We start from the raw sequence: 15,994 nt of genomic DNA, 5'->3' as shown, positions 1-15,994 counted from the left end.
TTATAACTTCAGATTGAAAAATTGAATTAAGAATGTTTTACAGAAATAGATTCTAGTATGTTTGCAACACTTTTACATTTGTCTGTCGCTGATTCTAAAACAGATAAAACTTCTTTATATTTAATGATGTTTTTAGCATCTGTTTCGTTTTCAAAAATTTCAAAAACTGCTTTATTATAAACATTATCAGATTTGTTCTCCAGTTTATTAATTCTGGCACAAGCATCTTTAATGATTTTAAAATTCTGTAAATTTCTTAACTCTTTTACAGCGCTGTCAATGTTTTGACAAGCTTCAAGATTAATCTCAGTCATTTTTCTGATAGATTTTGTAATCTTATCAACCTGATATAATCTCATACGGCTTGCTGCACCATGAAGGTAATCAGCAACGTTATCAATAGAAGTAATTAATGTATGAATATCCTCTCTATCAAATGGAGTAATAAAGTTTCTGCTTAATTCCAAATTGGTCTGACGTGTAATGTCTTCGCCCTTTTGTTCTAATTCGTCAATCTTTTGAAAAAGAATTTCTCTTTCTTTTAATGGAAGGTTTACAGCTTCGTGTAAGTTAGAAGCTAATTCAATTAAATTGCTTGAAGCTTCTTCAAAAAGTGGAAAGAATTTCTTGTCTTTCGGCACTAAAAATTGGAAAATACTGTTTATTGACATTTTTATATTTTTGATAGTGCAAAATTACTTCCATTAATACTTTGCAATGTTAAGCCATTGTTAACAAATCGTTTTCTATTTGGAAACTCTCCAGGAATAACACTGTGTTTTCTATATCATTATGTAAGATTCTGTCTTCTTTTACCAAAGGCACTACTTCTCTGTAACTATTTAAAAACATTTCAATAAAATCACTTGATTTTAAAGGCTCTCTGTAGGCAATTGCCTGTGAAGCATTTAATAATTCGATTGCTAAAATACGCTCTAAATTATCTAAAATTCGTAAGGCTTTTGTTGCACCGTTTGCCCCCATGCTTACGTGATCTTCTTGTCCGTTACTCGAAACAATACTGTCAATACTGGCAGGCGTTGCCAATTGTTTATTCTGGCTGGCAATACTTGCAGCAGTATACTGCGGAATCATAAATCCAGAATTTAATCCCGGATTATCAACTAAAAATGCAGGAAGGTTACGCAATCCGGAAATTAACTGATACGTTCTTCTTTCAGAAATACTTCCTAATTCTGCCAAAGCAATTGCCATAAAATCTAAAGCCAAAGCCAAAGGCTGCCCGTGGAAATTTCCGCCCGAAATAATCTGATCGGCTTCAATAAATATATTAGGATTATCGGTTACTGAATTGATCTCTGTTTTGAAAACCTTTCTAACATAATCAATTGCATCTTTTGAAGCGCCGTGAACCTGAGGCATACAACGGAAAGAATACGGATCCTGAACGTGTTTCTTTTCCTGAGCAATGATTTCGCTTCCGTCTAAAAATTCTGTAATTCGCTGCGCCGTTACGATCTGCCCTTTGTGCGGACGTATATAATGTATCAATTCGTTAAACGGCTCGATTCTTCCATCAAAACCTTCTAAAGAAATGGTTCCAATTAAATCTGCCAGATACGAATATTTATATGCTTTAATTAAAATATGAGCGCCATAAGCACTCATAAACTGAGTTCCGTTTAACAAAGCCAAACCTTCTTTTGACTGTAAAATAATTGGCTCCCAGTTAAAATGTTTTAAAACTTCTGCTGATTCTGTTTTTTTTCCTTCAAAATACACTTTTCCTTCACCAATTAAAGGCAAAGATAAATGCGCTAAAGGTGCTAAATCGCCAGAAGCTCCAAGTGAACCCTGCGTATAAATTATTGGTAAAACATCATTATTATAAAAATCAACCAAACGCTGTAATGTAATTAACTGAATTCCAGAATGCCCGTAGCTTAAAGATTGAATCTTTAATAAAAGCATCATTTTTACAATTTCTGCAGGAACTTCCTCCCCTGTTCCGCAGGCGTGAGATTTTACAAGGTTTTCCTGAAGTTTAGATAAATTTTCATTCGAGATTTTTACGCTGTAAAGAGATCCAAAACCAGTATTAATACCATAAATGGGCGCTGTATGCGTTGCCATTTTTTTATCTAAATAATCACGGCATTTTTGAACGTTTACTTTAGCTTCTTCAGACAGTTCAAGTGTTTTGTTATTTGATAAAATTTCGTGAAGTGTTTCTAAAGTGATCGTTTCTGTACTTATATAATGGATTTCTCTCATGATGATTTCAAATTTTAAAACGTCAAAATTCAACAAATCAACATTAAAAAGCAACATTTTATCACAATAATTAAAAATTTAACCTGCACATTTCTATACTTTTATTTTTTTAACAATAGTAAAATGGTGTCAGCTAGTGCTTTTTCCGGCAGTTTTTATTAAAAATCAAAACACTGCCAATCCTGTTTCTTTATTAAATGAATTCTGAAATATATTAAAAACTCAACTTAACATATCTAATTTTAACAAATGCTCAATATTGAATTGCAGAGATTTGAATTATTAAAATATTCGTAAAAAGGCTTTTGAAGTTTTTAACTTTTATAAAAAGCTGTACTTTTGAAAAATCAAATGAAAAGTAACAGCATAAAATATCAATCTACAATTATTACAGCTCAAACAGGAGCTGCAATTGCTGCTGCCACAATTTCTACTACAACAACTACTACCCCTTAGGGGTATACATTTTTACATATAATCCTAGGTTACCTATACTTTTTTCTTGAAAGAAGAGAGTTATTGGATACATAAAAAACATTTACAAAGAAAAAAAAAGCCGCAGTTTTCAGTTTCAGTTCACAGTTAATAACCTTTGAACCTTTGTTACTCAAAATCTTTGCACCTTATTAAAAAATATCACAAAATGAAAGTATTAAAATTTGGCGGAACTTCTGTAGCCAATGCTCAAAATATAAAACTCGTTCTCGAAATTGTTAATCAAAAAGCTAAAAATGACAAACTTGTTGTTGTCGTTTCTGCTCTTAGCAAAGTGACCGATTTGCTTCAATCTGCAGCGGCAAAAGCGGCGGCAAACGATGAAAGCTTTAGAGAAGTTGTAGCCGAAATCGAGAAAAAACACCTTGATACTTTAAAAGAACTAATTCCCGTAAGTGAACAAAGCAGTCTTTTAAGCCACGTAAAAAGAATCATCAATCATTTAGAAACTTTATTAGACGGTTGTTTCTTATTAGGCGAATTGTCTCCAAGAACTGCCGATACTATTTTAAGTTTCGGAGAATTACTTTCATCATTCATCATTGCACAGGCATTTCAGCAAACTGAAAAAGATGCCGTTTATAAAGACAGCCGTGAATTAATTAAAACTGATAATAATTTTGGAAAAGCAGCTGTTAACTTTGAAGTTTCAAATCAGCTGATTAAAGAATATTTTGCTGAAAATAAAGCAAAAATAAATATTCTTCCGGGATTTATTGCGCAGACTTTAGACGGAATTACTTCAACTTTAGGACGCGGCGGTTCTGATTATACTGCTGCAATTATAGCAGGAGCCTTAGATGCTGAACAATTGGAAATTTGGACTGACGTAAACGGAATGTTTACTGCAAACCCAAAAATCGTAAAACAAGCACAGCCAATTGCAAACATTTCATATCAGGAAGCGATGGAATTGTCGCATTTTGGAGCAAAAGTTTTATATCCGCCAACAATTCAGCCGGTTTTAAGAAAAAATATTCCTATTTTAATCAAAAATACTTTTGAGCCGGAAGCTGTTGGAACTTTGATTTCTGACACTGTTGTATCAAAAGATACAGTTGTAAAAGGAATAAGCCATATCGATAATATTTCACTTGTAACTCTTGAAGGTCCGGGAATGATTGGAGTTGCGGGTTCGTCTAGACGTTTGTTTGAAGTATTGTCTCAGGAAAAAATCAACGTGATTTTTATTACTCAGGCTTCTTCTGAGCATTCAATTTGTATCGGAATCCTGAATTCTGATGCTGATAAAGCCGAAGCTGCAATTAACAGAGCTTTTGAAATCGAAATTTCGCAAAACAAAATCGATCCTTGTTATGTAGAAAAAGACCTTTGCATTATTGCTTTGGTTGGTGAAAACATGAAAAATCACCAGGGATTAAGCGGAAGAATGTTCAGTACTTTAGGAAAAAACAACGTAAACATTCGTGCCATTGCGCAAGGTGCTTCTGAAAGAAACATTTCGACTGTAATTAACGAAAGAGACGTTAAAAAAGCACTGAACACTTTACACGAAAACTTCTTTGAAGAAAACACAAAACAGCTCAACTTATTTGTAATGGGAGTTGGAAATGTGGGAGAAAAATTCATCGAGCAGATTCACAACCAAAGAAAATTCTTAAAAGATGTTTTAAAAATTAATGTTCGCGTAATTGCTTTATCAAACTCAAGAAAAATGATTTTTGATGAAGACGGAATATCTTTAAAAGACTGGCAGTCGACTTTGGAAAAAGGAGAAAATGCAGTTGCTGCAGAATTTATCGCCCGTGCAAAAGAACTGAATTTACGTAACAGTATTTTCGTAGATATTACAGCAAATGCAAGCGTTTCTGAAATGTACGAGAAATTCTTAAAAGAAAGTATTGCCGTTGTAACTTGTAATAAAATCGCTTGTTCATCTGCTTACGACAATTATAAAAAACTAAAAAGCTTATCTCGCCAATACAACGCTCCATTTTTGTTTGAAACGAATGTTGGTGCAGGACTGCCAATTATCGATACCGTTAAAAACCTTATTGCATCTGGCGATAAAGTGCATAAAATTCAGGCGGTTTTATCAGGAAGTCTGAACTTTATTTTCAACAATTTTAACGAAAATAACTCTTTCCACGATGTGGTAAAAGAAGCCGGAGTTCAGGGATTCACAGAACCAGATCCAAAAATCGACTTAAGCGGAATTGATGTTGCTCGTAAAATCCTAATTTTAATTCGCGAAAGCGGTTACGAAATGGATATTGATGCCATTGCAAACGAATCGTTCCTGCCGGCAGAATGTTTAGCAACAACAAACAACGAAGATTTCTTCGCATCGTTAATCAAACACGCTGCTCATTTTGAAGGTATTTATAAAGAAGCTTTAGCCAAAGATTCAAGATTGAAATACGTGGCGCAATTCGAAAACGGAAAAGCAAGCGTAGGTCTGCAATTCATCCCAAAAGATCATCCTTTCTACAATTTAGAAGGAAAAGATAATATCGTGCTTTTCTACACAGATCGTTACGTAGATCAGCCTTTATTAATCAAAGGAGCCGGTGCCGGAGCAGCAGTAACAGCATCGGGAATTTTTGCTGACGTTATTCGAATAGGAAACATTTAGTGAGGTGCTAAGATACTAAGGTGCTAAGGTTCTAAGTTTTTTTATCTACTAAACCTTAGAACCTCAGCAACTCAGAGTCTCAAAACCTTTAAAAAAAATGGTGATAGTTTGCAAAGCAAAAACCTTAGAACCTTAGCAACTCAGAACCTTAGAACCTTTAAAAAGAAATGGAAATAAAATTATTCTGTCCCGCTACAATTGCCAATCTCTCATGCGGATTTGACGTATTGGGACTTTGCTTAGACAATGCGGGCGATGAAATGATTGTTCGAAAAGTCGATCAAAAAGGAGTTCGAATCACTAAAATTGTCGGTGCCGATTTACCTTTGGAAACCGAGAAAAACGTTTCCGGAGTTGCTGCTTTGGCAATGTTAGAAACTTTGGACGAATTGGATTTTGGATTCGAAATCGAAATTTATAAAAACATAAAAGCCGGAAGCGGAATTGGAAGCAGTGCGGCAAGTTCTGCCGGAGCGGTTTTCGGAATTAATGAATTATTAGGAAGACCGTATTCTCGTAAAGATTTGGTTCAGTTTGCGATGCAGGGCGAAAAATTAGCCAGCGGAAACGCGCATGCCGACAACGTTGCTCCTGCCCTTTTAGGCGGCTTTACTTTGGTAAGAAGTTATGCACCGCTTGATATTATCAGAATTGACAGTCCGGAGGAATTATACGCAACGGTGGTTCACCCGCAAATTGAGTTAAAAACGTCTGACGCGCGTTCGGTTTTAAAACAAAATGTTTCCCTAAAAAGCGCCATTATGCAATGGGGAAATGTGGGCGGATTAGTAGCAGGTCTTTACACTAAAGATTACGAATTAATCGGGCGTTCGCTTCATGATGAAATCGTTGAGCCATTAAGAAGTGTTTTAATTCCTGGTTTTGATCAAATCAAACAAACAGCTTACGAAAACGGCGCTTTAGGTTCTGGAATTTCAGGTTCTGGTCCGTCGATTTTCGCTTTAAGCAGAGGAAAAGAAACCGCCGACCAAATCGCAAAAGCTATGAGCGACGTTTACGAAAAAATGAATTTGCCGTATGAAATTCACGTTTCGAAAATTAATCCAGGCGGTGTAAGAATTTTGTAGAAGAGTATTAAGTATTAAGTATTAAGTATTAAGTATTAAGATTTATACGAGACGTCTGTCAGGCTGAGCCCTTCGTTCCTTAGGATAAACTCCGTCGAAGCCCACGCAAAGTATAACAGCACAGTTTGTCATCCTGAGGAACGAAGGATCACACGAGAAGCTCAACAAAGATTGGAATAACGTTGCGGATTTACTTGCGAAGATTTCTCCTCACGTCGAAATGACAAAAATGCTTAAAAATAACTATTGAAATAAAAAAACAATTTAAATAACCACAAAGCTTTGCGAACTCTGCGTTTTCAAAAGAAACCAATTCCTTGCGTGCTTTGCGGTTAAATAAAAAACAACCAATGAAATACTACAGTTTAAACCATAATGCCCCAAAAGTTTCTTTTCAAGAAGCTGTTATACAAGGATTAGCAACTGACAAAGGATTATATTTCCCAGAAAGCATTACACCGCTTGATCCTTCATTTTTTGATAAAATCAAAAGTTTAAGCCATGAAGAAATTGCTTTTGAAGCGATTAAACAATTTGTTGGCGACGAAATTCCAGCAGAAAAACTAAAAGAAATCATTGCCGAAACTTTAGTTTTTGATTTTCCGGTTGTGAAAGTCGAAGACGGAATCTATTCGTTAGAATTATTCCACGGACCAACAATGGCGTTTAAAGACGTTGGAGCGCGTTTTATGTCGCGTTGTCTGGGCTATTTCAATAAAGACAAAAAAGACGCTAAAAACACCGTTTTAGTAGCTACTTCTGGAGATACAGGCGGAGCCGTTGCTAGCGGATTTCTTGGCGTTGACGGTGTTGATGTTGTCATTTTATATCCGTCTGGAAAAGTGAGCGATATTCAGGAAAAACAATTGACAACTTTAGGGCAAAACATTAAAGCGCTTGAAGTTGACGGTGTTTTTGACGATTGTCAGGATATGGTAAAAAAAGCGTTTTTAGATGAAACTTTAGCGCATAAAAACCTGACTTCGGCAAACTCAATTAATATTGCGCGCTGGTTGCCGCAAATGTTTTATTTCTTCTTTGCTTACAAAGCGTTGAAAAGCCAAAACAAACCATTAGTTTTCTCTTGCCCAAGCGGAAACTTCGGAAATATCTGCGCCGGAATTATGGCAAAGAAATTAGGTTTGCCAATTGAACATTTCGTTGCTTCGACAAACGTAAACGATACGGTGCCAAGATTCTTAGAAAACGGAAAATACGACCCAAAACCTTCTAAAGCAACAATCTCTAACGCCATGGATGTTGGAAACCCAAGCAACTTTATTAGAATTCAGGAATTGTATAACAATGACTTAAAAGCTTTCGAAAAAGATTTTTCTTCTTATAGCTATACTGATGAAGAAACGCTTGAAGCTCTAAAGAAAATCTACAACACAGACGGTTACATAGCAGAACCTCACGGCGCTGTGGGTTATTTAGGCTTGAAAAAAGAACTAGAAAAACATCCTAACGCCATTGGAATTTTCTTAGAAACAGCACATCCTATTAAATTTTTAGATGTTGTTGAACCTGCTTTGGGAATTACGCTTCCGATTCCTGCTCAAATTGAGAGTGTTATTAATGAGGAGAAAGTTAGTGTGAAAATTGGGACTTATGAGGAGTTGAAGGCTTTCTTGGGGTAAATAATTTATCTTATTTTAAAATTATAAGACTACATATTGCATTGATAATTTCAATGAAATATGTAGTCTTTTTTATTATATTTATTAAAAATATTAAATATTGAGAGCAATACCAACTTTTAGTGATGAAAGACTTGATATGACATGTACATACTGTGGAGATAAACACGGAACACGTGATCATGTACCTTCTAAAATTTTATTAGATGAACCTTTTCCTGAAAATTTACCTGTTGTTTTTTGTTGCGATGAATGTAACCAAAGCTTTTCTTTAGATGAGCAATATTTTGCTTGTTCAATTGAATGCATAATACATGGAACTACCGAAATAGAAAAATTAGAGCGAACCAAAATTAAAAATGTTCTTTCAAAAAATGAAAAATTACAACAACGCATTGAAAACTCCTTCTCTTATAAAAACAATATAAAAGTTTTTAATTTTGAAGAAAATAGATTTAAAAATGTCATTACCAAACTAGCTAAAGGGCATATTAAATTTGAAACTAGTGAACCAAAATTTGATGATCCGAAGCACATTGGCATCACTACTATAAACAAAATGTCTGATGAAGAAATAGATTCTTTTTTTGAAACTAAAGAATTAGATATAGCTCCTGAAGTTGGAAGCAGAGGAACTATGAATGTCCACTTCGCTAACAATGTCCCTTATTTAAATTGGGAAAATGTTCAAGATAAAGTTTATCAATATTGTGTCATTCAAAGTAAAACTTCTACTCAAGTCAAAATATTTATCCAAAATTATTTTGCGATTCAAGTAATATGGCATTAATCTATTCTTGCTTAAAGATTTATCACGGGCTAGTTCGAGCGTCCCGCTCGTGACGACAAAGAAATTCAAAAACATTGGAATGTGCACGAGCGAGACGCTCGCGCTAGCAATGGCCGTTATATCTTTTTAACATATTAAAGCATTAATGAACTTAATCATTTTTTAATTTAGATTAAACACTATAACTTAGCACTTAAATTTTAAATACAATAATAAAGTTGTTTATATAAAGATAATCAATACATCTCTGCAAAGTAAATTTCTATTTGAAAGAATCTTAAAAACCTACTGAATCTATTGAAACACCAAACAAAAAAAAACTTCTATTCTTACATGATAGATTATCTTTGCCTAGCAGATAATTAACAATCAGTTTCTTCCTATACAACAGTAGAATATTTATATAAATATACATACTTATATAAATAAAAAAATACCTTAAGGAAACTTTCCGAAAAGTTTTACTGCTATAAAAGAAGATAAACAACAGTTATATAAAAATCACACCGATGTAACAAAACAAACCTGTTAAAGAGAAAAACTGACCAAATAGAAAAATATTTAAAGATTAACTATTATTACAATTTTTAATTTAGAATGTTTTAAATTTAAATACACTTTTATACAGTCACTTGGCACAAAATTGCATAATTAAATATATTTCACAAAAATTTGCTTATTTAATTTTGAAATTAAAATAATTAACTATAAACCCACATTTCATCAAAATAAAAATCACTTAAACATTATCACTTTATAGAAAATAGATTTGTTTTTATTATAATTTTCTTATACTTTTGCTACATGATACTGAAGTTTTTTATCTTACGAACATATGTTCGTAAGATAAAAAACTTCAGTAACTCCTAAACAACTTATAGTGTGCAGATTATAAAAAAATTGTTGTTATATTTGCAACATTAAATTGAAATAAAAAATAAAAATTCTATAACATTAATATTAAAGAACAATCTTACTTTTGATGTATGAATAAAACTCAAGACATGATAACATCATCTGTAAATACAGAGATTCAAAATCCTTTAAATTTTAAAGTAGTAGGTGGCCAATTTACTGCTGATGAGGTTTTGAATGCTTATTTTAAAGGAAAAGAATCGGTAATGAAAGAGGTCAAAGAACTCATAAAAAGCGGCTTACAATTATCCTCTGTCTCTTCAAATTATTTGTTTGAAAAATTAAAGAATGAAACCATTAAGGTTGAAGAGATGTATTTACGTTTCGTAACACCTAAAGAGTTTGATACTCTTGTAATAATTGCTGACGAGGATTATTATAATAAAGAAAAAAGATGGAATGCATATAAGTATGCCAGAGAGATCAACAAAAGTATTGATGATTTATCTTTAAATTTTTCATTTATGCCTCATTCAGAAGAAATTGACAATTCAATTATTGCATCTGAAGGTTTTGTTTTTAAATATGATAAATAGAACTAAAGATTTAGATCACGCTGAGCATAACTATAAATTACATACTCAGTTATTAGAAGATGGCAACTACGATGATTGGGCCATAACTACAGGTTTTTATTCAGGAATAAAATTCTTACAGAGTGCATTGTTTCCTAGTCAATACATATGCCCTTCTGAAAGGACAATGAAAAATTTTAATACTTTTGCCGAATATATAAAAGCCAATAGATCGTTAAATCAAGCAAATGCGCATCGGATTTTAGAAAACATAGTTGAAAACTATGTTGATAATGACGATGTTAAAAATTCCTATAAAGATTTAAAAGGAGTTTGTCATTTTGCAAGATATATAAATTACAATGTTGGAAAGCAAAGACTACAAGTTGCTACTGAAGCTTTAACGGTATTGAAGGACTTTCACGATAAATCAAAAAAACTATAAAGTTTAAACTTACAATAAAAACTTTATAAAGTTACAAAGAAAACTTCCGCTAGTGTGGGAGTTTTTTTTATATCCCTACTTAGGAAGAACACGATCTAAATACGTAGAAAACTAATCTTAAACTTTTTAAAAATAAAAAAGAGATCTAATTAAAACCTCTTTTTTTATTATATGTCTTAAAACTTTATTTCCCATTCAATAACTTCTCCAAATACTCAACTTTATCTTTTTCAGCTTGCACCAAACGTTCGTAAAGTTCAACTACTTTATCTAAAGGATTAAAAGTACAATTGTAATCACCTGTAGTAATAATAGGAATAGTACCGTGATCCTGAAAAGTATTTCCAATAATATTAAAAACCGCTTCTTCCGAAAAGTTTTTAATTGCTTCAACAGAAACCCCAAGAGCTTTTGCAATCTCAATTAATCTTTGTTCGTCAACCGTTTCGCTGTTTTCAATATTCGAAATGGTCTGCTGGGTTATTCCTAAAGCATCTGCCAGAGCTTCCTGCTTCATATCTTTAAGCTCTCTGATACGGCTTATATTTCTGCCGATATGTTTTGGTTTTGTTGCTGTACTCATAATTCAAAGATATTTAAAATTCTTAAGGAAAAATAGATTTTTGTAAAAAACTAAGTCCATTTGTGATATACAAACGTAAATATTTTTGTAACTCAAAATCTCTGGCTTACTTGCCGCTAATTACACAAAAGTAAGATTTTTACATCAATTAAAACTATAAGCCATGACAAAACCAAGTAAATTATCAATAACCGATTTTTTAGAATTTGCAGCCAGAGTTAACTATTTTACACAATTAAAACCCAGTAAAAAGAACAGAAACTCATTTAAAACCAAAATGATCATATCGTGTTACAACGAATTAATGCAAACCATTATTTCGCTATTAAGAACAAGTATTAACACGCTTCAACAGGAAGAATCTCAAACTGCCATTGATGTTATGCTTCTTCTTGAAATCGCGATACAGCTTTTGCCTTCTGATGAAATGGAATTGTTGGATGAGTTGTATAAAGTGATTCATGACTAACACTAGCAGACAATTTTGCAACATCGATCACGGAACACCGTTATTTAATAAAAGTTGTTCTGATAGCGCGGATTATAAGGATTTTTTAATTTAATCAGTGTAAACCCGCTCTACGAAGTATTACAATCACTGTGCGAAGTCTCCCGACTTCGCACCCGTCCCAATTAGCCACAACGCAAATTACAATATATTGGAACGGAATATAGAAGCGTGTACGAAGTCAGGAGACTTCGCACAGCATGAGTTTCGGTAAAAAAGAAAGCTGTTTTTGTAAGATACTATTTTCATAATTTCTATATTAGCCAGCTCTAGAATAATTACCAATTATTAATCATATTGTAAAAATGGCAGTTTGGCAATATCTTTTAATCGCAGTTCCAGAAGATTCAATCGATAATAATTACGAATGCATTTTTAAAAATAACAAAACAGAATTTTTACCAGAGACTGATATTTTTTGGAAAAATTTTAATGGCGACATTTCTTCAATCATTTCTGAACTTGATCAAATTATCCCTAAAGCGAATTGGGGAAATGAGACTTATTTAAACTGGAAAGGAAATGGACAAAATGAAGAAGATAATGATGCATGCATTTGTTTAAGTGATGATAAAACAAAAATCGAAGAATTTCAATTTAGAATTGATTTGAGGAAACCTTCAAATATTACCAATATTCTTCAATCAATATTAAATGTTTGTGAGAAGCACAATCTTGTATTAATTGACTTAAAAGGAAAAATTTTCGAACCAAAATTAGAAGATGTTTTAGGAAGTATTAAAACCTCAAATGCAACACGATTTTTAAATGATCCAATACAATTTTTTGAAGATTTAAGTAAAAATAATTCAGATGAAACAAGAACATAAACTTATCCTTGAGTTACTAGAATCTTATTTGGAAAAGAATCCAAGTCAGAGATTTGGACAGGCATTGTTCAATGTTAATATTAATGAATTTCAGAAAACAACTGACCCAAGAAATCCAAATTATAATATAAGGGATATTCATGGTCATGATGACTTAGATATTATTGAACGAATCAAAAATCGTTTAGATTTGATTGAATCTCAGAAAAACAATTAGTTTTCTCACGCTGGCAAATGCGTACAATAAAATAATTGCCTCCAGCTTTAGCTGGAGGTTTTGTTTTGCACAATAAGAGGCTTTAGCCAAAAAATGTAAAAGATTAGGCTGAAGCCATTTTTCTTATTTAATTTTGTTCCCCCAGCTAAAGCTGGAGGCAATTCAAATTTTTCTCCAGTTAAAACTGGAAACCATTTATATTATAATACAATCAGATTACCATGATTACAAAAGCAACAATCGAAGATATTCCAGCATTAACCATCTTAATCAATTCAGCATACAGAGGCGAAACCTCAAAAAAAGGCTGGACAACCGAAGCGCATTTACTAGAAGGAAAAAGAACTGACGAGCAAGAAATGACCCAAATCTTTCTTGATCCAAAAAATACGATTCTGAAATTTACAGAAAATGACAAGATTATTGGTTCGGTTTTATTGGTAGAAAAAGGACATCAATTGTATTTAGGAATGCTTACCGTTTCGCCAGAACTTCAAAACAGCGGCATTGGGAAAAAACTTTTAGCTGAAGCCGAAAATCATGCTAAATCTCTAGGATTGTCAAGTATTATTATGACGGTTATTTCTGTTCGAGAAGAACTTGTGGCGTGGTACAAACGTCATGGTTATGTAGATACAGGAAAACGAGAAGCATTTCCTGAGAGTGAAATTCATGTAACGGTTTCAGATGAACCTTTGGAGTTTATATATTTAGAGAAGAGTATTTAAGTTTTTGAGACGAAGACACAAAGTTTTTTTAATCTCACAATCCTAACAGCTATTCGGGAGCTGAGGCGTAAAGTTTTTTTGTTTCACGCAGATTGAGCAGATTGAGCAGATTATTTGAAAATCTGCAATATCAGCTTAAATCATATTAAAATCTGCGTGAAATAAAAACTTAGAATCTCAGAACCTTAGTACCTTAGCACCTCCTTTTTATCTTCGAAAGAAACTCGTGAGAAACTCCCAAATACGAAGACAAATTCTTATTGTTTATCGAACTTACCTTTTGCGGATAACGCTCTTTAAAATCAAGATAACGCTGTTTCGAAGTTTTATTAAGAACATCCAATAGTCTTTGCTGAATGGCAACATTTGCACGTTCAATCATAAGAACGTGAAACTGCATAATTTTTGGGATTTCTTGAAACAGCTGCGCTTTTTTGATTTTACTGATAACCAAAATTTCGCTGTCTTCAATGGCTTTAATGTTGTAGGTCGTTGGTTTTTGATGGTAAAAACTTTCCAGGTCACACATCCATTCGTCTTCAAAGGAAAAGAAAATTACGGTTTCTGTTCCGTTTTCGTTTACGATGTAGGTTTTAAACGATCCTTTTAAAATGAATCCTTCATAACTATTATGAGAATCCTGAATCTGCAAGAACTGATTTTTCTTTAATTTTACAAGTTCTGCTTTTGAAACAATAATGTTCCATTCTTCATCAGTGAGCGGAACTTTCCTTTCAATGTTTTTTCGTAGTAGGTTGTACATTTTGTGTTTTGTTTAAGGAATAAAAGTGGTTACTCAATTCATTATTAATTAGGGGCTTAAATAATGTAATCGATTACGTAAAAATACACTATTTATGCATTTTTGTAAATTTACAACTGTTAAAAAAACACATTTACAAGATTTTTTTACAAAAGTTTGAACTTGTTCAATTTTTTTTCTACAGATAATTCTGAGTTTTGCGTTGTTAAACTTTTATAAATAACCAAACTTATTATGAACTTAAAATTGAAACTTTCAATGTTTTTACTAACATTGACTTTCGGATTTACAGCATGTAACTCCGAAGAAATTGCTTCGAACACAGAAGCAAAAACTGAAGCAGTAACCGAAACTCCTTCAGGCAATTTAACTGCTAAAATTGGAAACTGTGCCGAAGTTCCTGGCTGGGCTTCTCAAAACGGCGGAACAACCGGCGGAGGTTCTGCTGCTGAAACTACGGTAACTACTTATGCTCAGCTGAAATCGGCTATTGAAAACAGCTCTGTAAAAGTTATTAAAGTTTCAGGAACTATTACAGTTACGACCAGATTGTCATTTCAGGATCAAACCGGTAAAACTATTTATGGTGCAAATGGCGCAAAACTGGTTTCGACTAATCAGACAAAAGATGCTTCTGGAATTATCAACATTAAAAGATGTAAAAACATTATCATTAGAAACCTAATTTTTGAAGGTCCGGGTGCTTATGATACTGACGGATGGGACAATGCAATTTTGGACGAATGTACAAACGTTTGGGTTGACCACTGCGAATTTAGAGATGGTGTTGATGGAAACTTCGACATTAAAAACAAATCTGATTATATTTCGGTTACGTATTCTAAATTCCATTATTTAAAACCGCCAAAAGCTGGAGGTTCTGGAGGATCTGATGATCACAGATATTCAAACTTAATTGGTTCAAGCGACGGTGCAACTGGTGACCGCGGAAAATTGAGAATCACTTTTGCAAGATGCTGGTGGGCTCCTGGATGTAAAGAAAGAATGCCTAGAGTACGTTTTGGGAAAGTACATATCGTAAACAGTTTCTTTAACAGTACGGTAAGCAACAAATGCATCGCTGCAGGTTTTGAAGCTGATATTCGCGTAGAAAGCAACGTTTTTGAAGGCGTAAAAACACCAATCGATTTAATGACAGGTTTTACTGCTGTTACAGCAACAGACAACGTATTTACAAGTGTATCTGGAAATCAGGCTGGAAGCGGTACAGCTTTTACCCCTCCTTATTCTATTGTAAAGCTTAATAAAACAGCTGTAAAAGCCGATATTTCTGCTAACGCAGGAGCAACTTTGGGCGGTAACATTTGCGGCTCTTTCTAATAAACTCTGGATAGCAAAAAAATGAGTTAGTTTTAGTTTCTAAAACCACGGATTGCAGTAATGCAGTTCGTGGTTTTTCATTTTTTTCCACTAAGACACAAGGCATAAAGTCTATTTAATCTCGTAATCCCGATAAGCGTTGGCAGAGAGGACAAAAAGATTTTTCACGCAGATTTAAAAAGATTTAAGCAGATTTTAAATAGATGAATTTATTAAATTAAATCTGCGTAAATCTGGAAAATCTGCGTGAAACAAAAATCATTTTAATCCCTTTAATCTGTGGCAAATACCTAAACGCATTGGAG

The 15,994-nt window shown here is 33.3% G+C and carries 15 protein-coding genes; 11 read left to right on the top strand and 4 right to left on the bottom strand.

Features of this window, described 5'->3' with window-relative positions:
* Positions 1-26: 26 nt before the first annotated feature.
* Both PQ462_RS07995 and hutH read right to left on the bottom strand, forming a co-directional pair.
* Complete coding sequence (locus tag PQ462_RS07995) at positions 27-671, bottom strand: DUF47 domain-containing protein (protein WP_012024643.1); 645 nt, start codon at positions 669-671, stop codon at positions 27-29.
* A gap of 49 nt (positions 672-720) precedes the next feature.
* Complete coding sequence (gene hutH / locus PQ462_RS07990) at positions 721-2,235, bottom strand: histidine ammonia-lyase (RefSeq protein ID WP_274253034.1); 1,515 nt, start codon at positions 2,233-2,235, stop codon at positions 721-723.
* Positions 2,236-2,878: 643 nt separating this feature from the next.
* On the opposite strand from hutH, the gene thrA reads away from it, so the two are divergent.
* The 6 genes from thrA to PQ462_RS07960 all read left to right on the top strand — a co-directional run bounded on the left by thrA (position 2,879) and on the right by PQ462_RS07960 (position 10,719).
* Positions 2,879-5,326, top strand: a complete 2,448-nt coding sequence (gene thrA / locus PQ462_RS07985; protein WP_274253033.1) for a bifunctional aspartate kinase/homoserine dehydrogenase I — start codon at positions 2,879-2,881, stop codon at positions 5,324-5,326.
* 167 nt (positions 5,327-5,493) lie between these two features.
* Positions 5,494-6,414 carry a homoserine kinase gene (locus tag PQ462_RS07980; RefSeq protein WP_274253032.1) on the top strand — a complete coding sequence of 307 codons (921 nt, stop codon included), beginning with the start codon at positions 5,494-5,496 and terminating at the stop codon, positions 6,412-6,414.
* A gap of 350 nt (positions 6,415-6,764) precedes the next feature.
* On the top strand, positions 6,765-8,054 hold the full coding sequence (gene thrC, locus PQ462_RS07975; protein ID WP_274253031.1) for a threonine synthase: 1,290 nt from the start codon (positions 6,765-6,767) through the stop codon (positions 8,052-8,054).
* A 100-nt stretch (positions 8,055-8,154) separates the two neighbouring features.
* Positions 8,155-8,844: a hypothetical protein gene (locus PQ462_RS07970; RefSeq protein WP_274253030.1), complete on the top strand. Its 690-nt coding sequence runs from the start codon at positions 8,155-8,157 to the stop codon at positions 8,842-8,844.
* A gap of 986 nt (positions 8,845-9,830) precedes the next feature.
* Entirely contained in the window at positions 9,831-10,295 is a 465-nt protein-coding gene (locus PQ462_RS07965; RefSeq protein WP_274253029.1) for a hypothetical protein, read from the top strand.
* Positions 10,285-10,719 (top strand): hypothetical protein, encoded by a 435-nt coding sequence (locus PQ462_RS07960; protein ID WP_274253028.1) that lies wholly within the window; start codon positions 10,285-10,287, stop codon positions 10,717-10,719. The genes PQ462_RS07965 and PQ462_RS07960 overlap by 11 nt, the downstream gene beginning before the upstream one ends.
* A gap of 184 nt (positions 10,720-10,903) precedes the next feature.
* Here PQ462_RS07960 and PQ462_RS07955 read toward each other — a convergent pair whose 3' ends face one another.
* Positions 10,904-11,302, bottom strand: coding sequence for a helix-turn-helix domain-containing protein (locus PQ462_RS07955; RefSeq protein ID WP_274253027.1), 399 nt, complete (start codon positions 11,300-11,302; stop codon positions 10,904-10,906).
* 163 nt (positions 11,303-11,465) lie between these two features.
* Between PQ462_RS07955 and PQ462_RS07950 the strand changes: the two genes are divergently transcribed.
* The 4 genes from PQ462_RS07950 to PQ462_RS07935 all read left to right on the top strand — a co-directional run bounded on the left by PQ462_RS07950 (position 11,466) and on the right by PQ462_RS07935 (position 13,585).
* Positions 11,466-11,771: a hypothetical protein gene (locus PQ462_RS07950; RefSeq protein WP_274253026.1), complete on the top strand. Its 306-nt coding sequence runs from the start codon at positions 11,466-11,468 to the stop codon at positions 11,769-11,771.
* A 344-nt stretch (positions 11,772-12,115) separates the two neighbouring features.
* Positions 12,116-12,640, top strand: a complete 525-nt coding sequence (locus PQ462_RS07945) for a hypothetical protein (RefSeq protein WP_274253025.1) — start codon at positions 12,116-12,118, stop codon at positions 12,638-12,640.
* A complete protein-coding gene (locus PQ462_RS07940; protein WP_274253024.1) occupies positions 12,624-12,857 on the top strand; it encodes a hypothetical protein in 234 nt (77 codons plus the stop codon). Before PQ462_RS07945 ends, PQ462_RS07940 begins: the two co-directional genes overlap by 17 nt.
* Before the next feature lie 221 nt (positions 12,858-13,078).
* A complete protein-coding gene (locus tag PQ462_RS07935) occupies positions 13,079-13,585 on the top strand; it encodes a GNAT family N-acetyltransferase (protein ID WP_274253023.1) in 507 nt (168 codons plus the stop codon).
* 193 nt (positions 13,586-13,778) lie between these two features.
* Here the strand turns inward: PQ462_RS07935 and PQ462_RS07930 are convergent, their stop codons facing one another.
* Positions 13,779-14,348 carry a Crp/Fnr family transcriptional regulator gene (locus PQ462_RS07930; RefSeq protein WP_012024633.1) on the bottom strand — a complete coding sequence of 190 codons (570 nt, stop codon included), beginning with the start codon at positions 14,346-14,348 and terminating at the stop codon, positions 13,779-13,781.
* A 234-nt stretch (positions 14,349-14,582) separates the two neighbouring features.
* Here PQ462_RS07930 and PQ462_RS07925 point away from each other — a divergent pair, with 234 nt between their 5' ends.
* Positions 14,583-15,689, top strand: a complete 1,107-nt coding sequence (locus PQ462_RS07925) for a pectate lyase family protein (RefSeq protein ID WP_274253022.1) — start codon at positions 14,583-14,585, stop codon at positions 15,687-15,689.
* The last annotated feature ends 305 nt before the right edge of the window (positions 15,690-15,994 follow it).

Source organism: Flavobacterium sp. KACC 22758 (assembly GCF_028736135.1).
Classification (GTDB): Bacteria; Bacteroidota; Bacteroidia; order Flavobacteriales; family Flavobacteriaceae; genus Flavobacterium; species Flavobacterium johnsoniae.
The sequence above is the reverse complement of the archived record's forward strand: the minus strand, read 5'-3'. Positions and strand labels throughout refer to the sequence as shown.

Coding starts and splice junctions, on each gene's coding strand:
- PQ462_RS07935 (WP_274253023.1), top strand. CDS start 13,079: ATGATTACAAAAGCAACAATCGAAGATATTCCAGCATTAACCATCTTA.
- PQ462_RS07925 (WP_274253022.1), top strand. CDS start 14,583: ATGAACTTAAAATTGAAACTTTCAATGTTTTTACTAACATTGACTTTC.
- PQ462_RS07995 (WP_012024643.1), bottom strand. CDS start 671: ATGTCAATAAACAGTATTTTCCAATTTTTAGTGCCGAAAGACAAGAAA.
- PQ462_RS07950 (WP_274253026.1), top strand. CDS start 11,466: ATGACAAAACCAAGTAAATTATCAATAACCGATTTTTTAGAATTTGCA.
- PQ462_RS07980 (WP_274253032.1), top strand. CDS start 5,494: ATGGAAATAAAATTATTCTGTCCCGCTACAATTGCCAATCTCTCATGC.
- PQ462_RS07955 (WP_274253027.1), bottom strand. CDS start 11,302: ATGAGTACAGCAACAAAACCAAAACATATCGGCAGAAATATAAGCCGT.
- thrA (WP_274253033.1), top strand. CDS start 2,879: ATGAAAGTATTAAAATTTGGCGGAACTTCTGTAGCCAATGCTCAAAAT.
- hutH (WP_274253034.1), bottom strand. CDS start 2,235: ATGAGAGAAATCCATTATATAAGTACAGAAACGATCACTTTAGAAACA.
- thrC (WP_274253031.1), top strand. CDS start 6,765: ATGAAATACTACAGTTTAAACCATAATGCCCCAAAAGTTTCTTTTCAA.
- PQ462_RS07960 (WP_274253028.1), top strand. CDS start 10,285: ATGATAAATAGAACTAAAGATTTAGATCACGCTGAGCATAACTATAAA.
- PQ462_RS07965 (WP_274253029.1), top strand. CDS start 9,831: ATGAATAAAACTCAAGACATGATAACATCATCTGTAAATACAGAGATT.
- PQ462_RS07930 (WP_012024633.1), bottom strand. CDS start 14,348: ATGTACAACCTACTACGAAAAAACATTGAAAGGAAAGTTCCGCTCACT.
- PQ462_RS07940 (WP_274253024.1), top strand. CDS start 12,624: ATGAAACAAGAACATAAACTTATCCTTGAGTTACTAGAATCTTATTTG.
- PQ462_RS07945 (WP_274253025.1), top strand. CDS start 12,116: ATGGCAGTTTGGCAATATCTTTTAATCGCAGTTCCAGAAGATTCAATC.